General features: G+C 68.7%; 9 protein-coding genes. 4 read left to right on the forward strand and 5 right to left on the reverse strand.

Annotated features, from left to right (window positions below; genetic code table 11):
* On the forward strand, positions 1-1,215 hold a 1,215-nt coding region (locus ABSF49_RS17445), incomplete at its 5' end, for an AMP-binding protein (protein WP_424113921.1).
* Positions 1,216-1,386: 171 nt separating this feature from the next.
* Here ABSF49_RS17445 and groL read toward each other — a convergent pair.
* From groL to ABSF49_RS17460, 3 genes are all read right to left on the reverse strand, one after another.
* A complete protein-coding gene (gene groL, locus ABSF49_RS17450) occupies positions 1,387-3,015 on the reverse strand; it encodes a chaperonin GroEL (RefSeq protein ID WP_424113922.1) in 1,629 nt (542 codons plus the stop codon).
* A 132-nt stretch (positions 3,016-3,147) separates the two neighbouring features.
* Positions 3,148-3,435 (reverse strand): co-chaperone GroES, encoded by a 288-nt coding sequence (gene groES / locus ABSF49_RS17455; protein WP_424113923.1) that lies wholly within the window; start codon positions 3,433-3,435, stop codon positions 3,148-3,150.
* A gap of 209 nt (positions 3,436-3,644) precedes the next feature.
* On the reverse strand, positions 3,645-5,147 hold the full coding sequence (locus tag ABSF49_RS17460) for a S10 family peptidase (RefSeq protein ID WP_424113924.1): 1,503 nt from the start codon (positions 5,145-5,147) through the stop codon (positions 3,645-3,647).
* Between the two features lie 269 nt (positions 5,148-5,416).
* Here ABSF49_RS17460 and ABSF49_RS17465 point away from each other — a divergent pair, with 269 nt between their 5' ends.
* Entirely contained in the window at positions 5,417-5,875 is a 459-nt protein-coding gene (locus ABSF49_RS17465; protein WP_424113925.1) for a PH domain-containing protein, read from the forward strand.
* Here the strand turns inward: ABSF49_RS17465 and cpdR are convergent, their stop codons facing one another.
* Entirely contained in the window at positions 5,876-6,259 is a 384-nt protein-coding gene (gene cpdR / locus ABSF49_RS17470) for a cell cycle two-component system response regulator CpdR (RefSeq protein WP_424113926.1), read from the reverse strand.
* 109 nt (positions 6,260-6,368) lie between these two features.
* Here cpdR and ABSF49_RS17475 point away from each other — a divergent pair, with 109 nt between their 5' ends.
* Positions 6,369-7,313, forward strand: a complete 945-nt coding sequence (locus tag ABSF49_RS17475) for an N-formylglutamate amidohydrolase (RefSeq protein ID WP_424113927.1) — start codon at positions 6,369-6,371, stop codon at positions 7,311-7,313.
* Between the two features lie 384 nt (positions 7,314-7,697).
* A complete protein-coding gene (gene hisN / locus ABSF49_RS17480) occupies positions 7,698-8,516 on the forward strand; it encodes a histidinol-phosphatase (protein ID WP_424113928.1) in 819 nt (272 codons plus the stop codon).
* A 4-nt stretch (positions 8,517-8,520) separates the two neighbouring features.
* Here hisN and ABSF49_RS17485 read toward each other — a convergent pair.
* On the reverse strand, positions 8,521-9,121 hold a 601-nt coding region (locus tag ABSF49_RS17485; RefSeq protein ID WP_424113929.1), incomplete at its 5' end, for a hypothetical protein.

Here is a 9,121-nt window from a genome sequence, read left to right on the forward strand (position 1 = left end):
CCGGCGCTGACGATCTGCCGCCCGGAAGCGCTGGCGTCGACGCGCGCGCTCGCCGCCAAGCTTGGCCTCGCCGCGGTCGAGAGCCTCGGGACGAAGCGCGACGGGAGCTTCGCCGAACGGATCGCCGCCGCGCGCGGCGAAGCGCCGACGGAAGCGCGCGGCCCCGACGATCTCGCCGCCATCCTCTACACCTCGGGCACCACCGGGCGCTCGAAGGGCGCGATGCTAACCCACGACAATCTCGCTTCCAACGCGCGGACGCTCGCCGAGCTGTGGCGCTTCGGCGTCGACGACGTGCTCATCCACGCGCTGCCGGTCTTCCATACCCATGGCCTGTTCGTCGCCGTCAATGTCGCGCTCGTCGCCGGCGCGACAATGATCTTCCAGCCGCGCTTCGACGCCGACGCACTCGTCGCCGCCCTGCCGCGCGCGACGACGCTGATGGGCGTGCCGACCTTCTACACCCGCCTCATCGACCATCCCGGCCTGACGCGCGAGGCGACCGCCCACATGCGCCTGTTCGTCAGCGGCTCGGCGCCGCTGCTCGCCGAGACCCACGCGCGCTGGCGCGAGCAGACCGGCCAGGCGATCCTCGAGCGCTACGGCATGACCGAGACCAACATGATCGCGTCGAACCCCTACGAGGGCGAACGGCGGCCGGGCGCGGTCGGCTTTGCGCTGCCGGGCGTCAGCCTGCGGATCGCCGACCCCGAGACCGGCGCGATCCTGCCGCAAGGCGCGGTCGGAATCGTCGAGGTCAAGGGCCCCAACGTGTTCAAGGGCTATTGGCGGATGCCGGAGAAGACGGCGAGCGAATTCCGCGCCGACGGTTTCTTCATCACCGGCGATCTCGGTATGATCGATTCCGACGGCTACCTGCACATCGTCGGCCGCGCGAAAGACCTGATCATTTCGGGCGGCTTCAACGTCTATCCGAAAGAGATCGAGAGCGAGATCGACGCGATTGCCGGCGTGGTCGAAAGCGCGGTGATCGGCGTGCCCCATCCCGACTTCGGCGAGGGCGTCACGGCGATCGTCGTCGCGCGCGCCGACGCGCGTCTCGACGAGGCGGCGATCCTGGCGGCGCTCGCCGACCGGCTGGCGAAATACAAGCAGCCCAAGCGCGTGCTGTTCGCCGCCGACCTGCCGCGCAACGCCATGGGCAAGGTGCAGAAGGCGACGCTCAGGGAGGCGCACAAGGGGCTCTACGGCTAGGTCCCGTCGCCCTCATCCGGCCCTTCGGGCCACCCCCGGGTCTTCGCCCGGGGGCAGGCTCTTCTCCCGCAAGCGGGAGAAGGGGCGCGCCTCCCCCTCTCCCGCTTGCGGGAGAGGGTAGGGCTGAGGGCAGGCGCCGGTCGAATCCGAGCGCTTGGTTGAAGCGAAGCCTCAGTAGTCCATGCCGCCGCCCGGCATCGCCGGGGCGGAGGATTCCTTCTTCGGCTTCTCGGCCACCATCGCCTCAGTGGTGATCAGCAGGCCGGCGACCGAAGCGGCGCCCTGCAGCGCGGCGCGCACGACCTTGGTCGGGTCGATGATGCCGAGCTTGTAGAGATCGCCGTATTTGTCGCCCTGCGCGTCGTAGCCGAACGCGTAGTCCTTGTTGTCGAGGATCTTGCCGACGATCACCGCGCCGTCGAGGCCGGCGTTCTCGATGATCTGGCGCGCCGGCTGCTGCACGGCGCGGCGCACGATCTCGACGCCGGTGCGCTGGTCGTCGTTGGCCGTCTTGACGCCGGCGAGCGTCCTGCCGGAGCGCAGCAGCGCGACGCCGCCGCCCGGCACGACGCCTTCCTCGACCGCGGCGCGGGTCGCGTGCAGCGCGTCGTCGACGCGGTCCTTCTTCTCCTTGACCTCGATCTCGGTCGCGCCGCCGACCCGGATCACCGCCACGCCGCCGGCGAGCTTCGCCAGCCGCTCCTGCAGCTTCTCCTTGTCGTAGTCGGAGGTCGTCTCCTCGATCTGCGCCTTGATCTGGGCGACGCGACCCTCGATGTCGACCTTCTTGCCGGCGCCGTTGATGATCGTGGTGTTTTCCTTCTCGATCCGCACCCGCTTGGCCTTGCCGAGCATCTGCAGGGTGACGTTCTCGAGCTTGATGCCGAGGTCCTCGGCGATCATCTGGCCGCCGGTCAGGATGGCGATGTCCTCGAGCATCGCCTTGCGGCGATCGCCGAAGCCCGGCGCCTTGACCGCCGCGACCTTGAGGCCGCCGCGCAGCTTGTTGACGACCAGCGTCGCCAGCGCTTCGCCCTCGACGTCCTCGGCGACGATCAGCAGCGGCTTGCCGGTCTGCACCACCGCCTCGAGCAGCGGCAGCATCGCCTGCAGGCCGGAGAGCTTCTTTTCGTGAATGAGGACGTAGGCGTCCTCGAGCTCGGCGACCATCTTCTCGGCGTTGGTGATGAAATAGGGCGAGAGATAGCCGCGGTCGAACTGCATGCCTTCGACGACGTCGAGCTCGGTCTCCAGGCTCTTGGCCTCTTCGACCGTGATGACGCCCTCGTTGCCGACCTTCTGCATCGCGTCGGCGATCATCTTGCCGATCGACTTGTCGCCGTTGGCGGCGATCGAGCCGACTTGCGCGACTTCCGCCGATTCCTTGATCTTCTTGGAGCGCTTGGCGATGTCCTTGACCGCTTCGGCGACGGCGAGGTCGACGCCGCGCTTGAGGTCCATCGGGTTCATGCCGGCGGCCACCGCCTTGGCGCCTTCCTTGACGATCGCCTGGGCGAGCACGGTCGCAGTGGTGGTGCCGTCGCCGGCGGTGTCGTTGGTCTTCTGGGCGACTTCGCGCACCATCTGCGCGCCCATGTTCTCGAACTTGTCTTCGAGCTCGATTTCCTTGGCGACGGTGACGCCGTCCTTGGTGATGCGCGGGGCGCCGAACGATTTGTCGAGGATGACGTTGCGGCCCTTCGGGCCCAGCGTGACCTTCACCGCGTTGGCGAGGATGTCGACGCCGCGCAGCATCTTGTCGCGCGCGTCAGTGGAAAAACGTACGTCTTTGGCAGCCATTGGGTGGGTTCCTTGGAGTGGTGTTTGGGGGGATAAGGCGAATGGCGAAATCGCGAGTGGCGAATGGTCTTGCGCGAATGCGCCGGGGCGAATCCCCATTCGCTATTCGCTACTCCCCATTCGCCCGTCAGTTCACGCGATCACGCCCATGACGTCGGATTCCTTCATGATCAGGAGCTCCTGGCCGTCGATCTTGACTTCGGTGCCGCTCCACTTGCCGAACAGGATCTTGTCGCCCTTCTTGACGTCGAGCGGGATCAGCTTGCCGGTTTCGTCGCGGCCGCCGGGGCCGACGGCGATGATCTCGCCTTCCTGCGGCTTCTCCTTGGCGGTGTCCGGGATGATGATGCCGCCCTTCGTCTTCTCCTCGCCCTCCAGGCGACGGACGACGACGCGGTCATGCAATGGACGGAATTTCATGAGTCTCAGCTTCCTGTTTCGCCGACGGCTTTGGGGGAGCGCGCCGGTGGGTTGAAGAGCATGGAGCCTGATTGGCACTCGACTGGGGCGAGTGCTAACGGCAGCGCTGAAATAGGTCGCTCCGCAGAGGGCGTCAAGGGCGGCGGGGGCGAAAAAGCGTCAGGCGGAGAGGGATTCCGCCGGCGTGGTTGATCGGCGCCGGGCCGGACTTACTTCCCTTCGATCAGCCGCCGCGCGTCGTCGCGCAGGGCCCGGCGGCTGTCGTCGTTGGCGTAGACCATGTGGCCGCCCGGATAGACCTTCAGCGTCAGCCGACCCGGCGGGCCGAAGTCGGGAACCTGGGCGAGTTCGAGGGCGGTGGCGAAATACGGGGTCTGGACGTCGGTCAGGCCGTGGACGATCAGCACGCGGAATTTCGGGTCGAGCGCCAGCATCCGCCTGAGCGCCGAGAGCGATTCCGGCGCGGCGAGCTTGGCCCCCCAGCGCCATTCGCGCTCGACCGCGTCGTTGATCAGCTCGTAGCGGTCGTCGACCTTCCAGCCGAGCCGGCGCTCGTAGAGATCGACGATCGCGCTGGTGAAGGCCGGTTCGAAACCGGGCAGGACCGGATCGTGGAAGCGGCTGCGGCCGGCGGCGGGGAACGGGTCGTAGGCGTCGACCGTCGCGTCGTAGAAGGCGACGACCTCGCCCTGCGGCCGCTCGAATTCGCGCAGGAACGTCTCTTCGTCGATCCGGCCGCCGAACCGTCGCACCGTCTGGAGGTCGATCCCGGTCAGCTCGGCGACCCGTTGCGACATCCGCTCGACCGCCGCGGCGTCGTCGGGGCCGCGCAGCCAGTCGGCGAGATAGTCGCCGGTCGCGTAGCGCTCGACCTCGGCGAGGTCGGCGCGCGAGACCGGGCCGGCGCGGCGGCGATAGGCCGCCGCGTAAGAGGGCAGGCGGGTCAGCAGCGGAAAGGGGTCGTCCGGCCCGGCGGCGAGCGCGGCCATGTCGAGGGCGGGCGAGATCAGAACCAGACCAGAGACGCCGACGCCCTGATCCGTGGCGAGCGCCTCGGCGAGCCGGGGCCCGCGGAAGCCGCCGTAGCTTTCGCCGACGATGAACTTGGGCGAGGCGAGCCGTCGCTCGGCGGTGAGCCAGCGGCGGATCGTCGCGGCGAGGCCGTCGACGTCGCCCTCGACCGACCAGAAGCGTCGGCGCGCCTCGTCGCCCGGCGCGACGATGCGGCTGTAGCCGGTCCCCGGCGGGTCGACGAAGACGAGGTCGGTGAAGTCGAGCCAGGTTTCGGCGTTATCGATCAGCGCCGGCGAGGACGCGGGCGACAGGCCGTTCATCGGCAACCGCCACGGACCGAGCGCGCCGAGATGCAGCCAGGCCGAGGCGGCGCCCGGTCCGCCGTTGATGGCGAAGGTCACCGGCCGCCGCTCGGGGTCGACGCCGTCGAGCGTGTAAGCGACATAGGCGACGACCGCTTGCGGCGCGCCGGCCTCGTCCTTGAGCTGAAGCGAACCGGCGGTGACGTGGAAGGCGAGGCTGCGGCCGTCGATGTTCAAGGTGAAGCCCGTCGTCGAATCGGCTGGCAGCTTTGAGCTTTCCTGTTTCTCCGGCCTGCCGTCGCGGCTCGCGGCGGCCGCTCCGGTGAGCGGTTCGTCGGCCTGGGCGGGGCTATAGGACGCGCCGGCGAGCCCGGCGAGCGCGATAAAAAGAACCATTGCGCTTCGCATCGCCGCCGCCTCCGCTTCCTCGATCGCTCCGGCTCATGTGGCGCGCAACGCCACGGGCGCAACCGCGCACGGCGCTTTTCGCCCTCGTAAATGCCCCTCAAACGCGGACCCGTCCCGTAAGCCCGCCGTTCGCGGCGTCAAGTTGACTTACGAGCGGCTCGCGAACTGGGTGAAGCTCGAACAGCTTGTCATCGGCCCCTTCAGCGACGAATGATGCCGCGCCCCCCTCGAGCGGGCGCGCAGGATGGGATTTCGCCATGGGCTATGTCGACGAGATCCTCGAACCCGGCGAGAAGGTCGTGTTCAAGACCCGGCTGTCGTGGACCCTCTACGGCCCTGCGATCGTCTACGCCTTGATCGCGCTCGCGTTGACGTTCTTCGCGGCGAGCGCCGCCGGCTTCGGCGTCGCCGTTTTCGTCGTCGCGGCGTTGGCGGCCTTCGCGGCGCTGATCAGCTTCCTGCGCGCGTGGTTCCGCCGCTGGACGACCGAAATCGCCGTCACCGACCGGCGCGTCGTGTTGAAGCGCGGCTTCGTCCGCCGCCACACGGTCGAAATGAACATGCAGAAGGTCGAGAGCGTCGACGTCGACCAGACCCAGCTCGGTCGGCTGTTCAACTACGGCACCGTGACGATCAAGGGCACCGGCAGCACGCTCGAGAGCCTGAGAATGATCGACCACCCGCTGAAGCTCAGATCGGCGATCACCGCCGGCTGATCAGGCCGCCTGCAGCAGCCGCTGGACTTCGTTGACAAGGTCGCGCAGGTGGAATGGCTTGGAGAGGATGCGGGCGTCTTTGGGCGCCTTGTTGTCGGGGTTGAGCGCGACGGCGGCGAAACCGGTGATGAACATCACCTTGATCTCGGGGTCGAGCTCGGTCGCCCGGCGGGCGAGTTCGATGCCGTCCATCTCCGGCATGACGATGTCGGTCAGCAGCAGCTCGAACGGCTCCTCGCGCAGCCGGTTGTAGGCCGAGAGGCCGTTGTCGAACGAAGCGACCGAATAGCCGGCGTTTTGCAGCGCCTTGACCAGGAAGCGGCGCATGTCGTTGTCGTCTTCGGCGAGCAGGATCCGGGCGGAAATTTCAGCCGACGCAGTCATCAAAAATCCTCTGCAACTCCAGAATAATCGCCCGTGGCAAGTAAAAATCGGGTGAAGGCGGCGCGACTTTATGCGAGTCGGCGTTGGCGGGTAAGCCGGCAATGCGATTATGATAAAGGTTCCGGCCGCGTCTGCGGCGGGCGAGAAGCGGATCGAGGCGCTATTGGACGAGCCGAGCTGGCGGGCCGACGCCGACATTCAGCCGCCTTTCGAGGTGATCGAGCCGCCGCGCCTCGCCGCGCCGCTGGTGTTCGATTCGCCCCATTCGGGCTCGCGCTATCCGAGCGCGTTCCTCGCCGCCTCGCGGCTCGACCCGCTCACGCTGCGTCGCTCCGAGGACGCGTTCGTCGACGAGCTGTTCCTGCCGTGCGTGGCGCTCGGCGCGCCTTTGCTGCGGGCGTGCTTTCCGCGCGCCTTTCTCGACCTCAATCGCGAGCCGTTCGAACTCGACCCGCGCATGTTCGACGGGCCGCTTCCCGACTACGTCAACACCCGCTCGCTGCGGGTGGCGGCCGGGCTCGGGACGATCCCGCGCGTCGTCGGCGACGCCCAGCCGATCTATCGCGGCCGCGTGCCGGTCGCCGAGGCGCTGGCGCGCGTCGCCGCCCTGCATCGTCCCTATCACCAGCGGCTGGCGGGATTGGTCGAGCGCACGCGGGCGCGATTCGGCGTGGCGATCCTCATCGACTGCCATTCGATGCCCTCGACGCTCGCCGAGACCGGTTCGCTCGACATCGTGCTCGGCGACCGGTTCGGCGCCAGCGCCGCGCCTTGGGTGGTCGAGGCGCTCGAATCGACGCTGCTCGCGCGCGGCTATCGCGTCCGCCGCAACAAGCCCTACGCCGGCGGCTACATCGCCGAGCATTACGGAGCGCCCGCCGCCGGTCGCCATGCCGTGCAGATCGAGGTCAATCGCGCCCTTTACATGGACGAGGCGCGCATGGTGAAGCTGGCGCGCGCGGCCGAACTCGTCGAATCGTTGAAAGCGGCGGCGGAAAGTTTGACGGCGCGCGCGGTCGCCGAACCGGGGGGCGGACGCTGGGCGGCGGAGTGAGGGGGCGATCGGCGACGGCCGGCATGCGCGGACCGCATAAGGAGGCCCGGATAAAAAGGAGGCCGCCATGTCGCCACGGCGGCCTGAGTCTAGGGAGGAAACGCCCAAGGAGGGCATATGCGGCAGGTCATGCCGCACCGCAACAATATGTGCACGCGACGCAGCAAAGGCAAGGGCTTTCTGAGGCGGGTTACGGTGTTTCCGGCTGGTGCGGCGATTCTGCAACACACCTTCCGACGCCGAAAATCCAGACGTTTCAATAATATCATACGATACAAGGGGTTGCGTCGGGCACAGTCTCCGCCGAGCGGGCAACCTCCAAACTCTGGGCATGACAGGTATGCAAGCAACGCAAAACTCTTTTGGTCTTTTGGAGCGGTCGGCATGACCGCAGTCGATTTTGCCGGCTTCGTCGACCGTCTCGCGCAGGTTTCCGGCGAGGTGATTCTTCCCTTCTTCCGTTCGACCATCGGCGCTGAGGACAAGTCGCGCGGCGGCGTGTTCGATCCCGTCACCGAGGCCGACCGCGGCGCCGAGGCGGCGATGCGGCGGCTGATCGCCCAGACCTTCCCCGCCCACGGCGTCATCGGCGAAGAATACGGGCAGGATCGGCCCGAGGCCGAATATGTCTGGGTGCTCGATCCGATCGACGGCACCAAGAGCTTCATCTCCGGCCTGCCGACCTGGGGCACGCTGATCGGGCTCATGCATCGCGGCAAGCCGGTCTACGGCATGATGGCGCAACCCTTCACCCGCGAGCGCTTCTTCGGCGACGGCGCCCGCACGCGGCTGCGCTGCCTTGCGCCCTCGCGCGGCGACGCGCCGCCGAGCGAATGGATGACGCGGCCCTTGCGCACGCGCGAATGCGCGAGCCTCGCCGAGGCGACGGTGATGACGACCAGTCCGGCGCTGATCCGCGTCGAGGCCGACCGCGAGGCCTATCGTCGGGTCGAAGCGAAGGCGCGGCTGACGCGCTACGGCGGCGATTGCTACGCCTATTGCGCGCTCGCCCTCGGCCATGTCGACCTCGTCATCGAGACCGGCTTGAAGCCGCACGACGTCGTCGCCCTGGCCCCGATCGTCGCCGGGGCGGGGGGAATGATGACGACCTGGGAAGGCGGCGACGCCACCGCCGGCGGACGGATCATCGCCGCCGGCGACGCTCGGCTCTACGAACAGGCCAAGCAGCTGCTGACCGCCTGAGCGCTCACTCCGGCGCGGCGAAGGGCAGATCGGCGAACGGGTCGAAGGGCGCTGCGTCGGACGGCGGTTCGCGACGCTCGAACAGCGCGCCGAGCGCGCCGGCGAGCAGGCCGAGCGCGCCGGCGACCAATGCCGCGACCAGGATCTGCTGCGGCGGGGCGGAACGCCACGCCGGGCCGAGCCCGACGGCGAAGGTGACGGCGGCGGTCGCCAGCAGAACCGCGGCGGAGCGGGGCCCGCCGCGTTCGGCGAGCGCCAGCGCCACCGCGGGCGTGACCAGCGCGAGATTGACGCCGAGCGCCCAGGCCAGCGCCCGCGGCGGGTCGACGAGGCCGCGGTCGATGGCGACGGCGGCCGCGCCGATCACCAGCAGCATCGTCAGGCGCGACACCGCGATGCGTCGGCTGGCGAGAACGGCGAAACGCGCATAGGCGGCCGACAAGTCGACGCCGAAGCCGCGCCCCGCCGTCAGGACGCCGGCGCGCGCCAGCGCCCCCGCCGGCAGCCACGCCGCCGCGCCGACGAGCGCAGTCGCGGTCGGCGATCGCGCCGCGCCGATGTCGGCGAACCCGACCGAGGCGGCCGCGCCGAGCGCCGCGGCGATC

Source organism: Roseiarcus sp. (assembly GCF_049514155.1).
GTDB lineage: Bacteria > Pseudomonadota > Alphaproteobacteria > Rhizobiales > Beijerinckiaceae > Roseiarcus.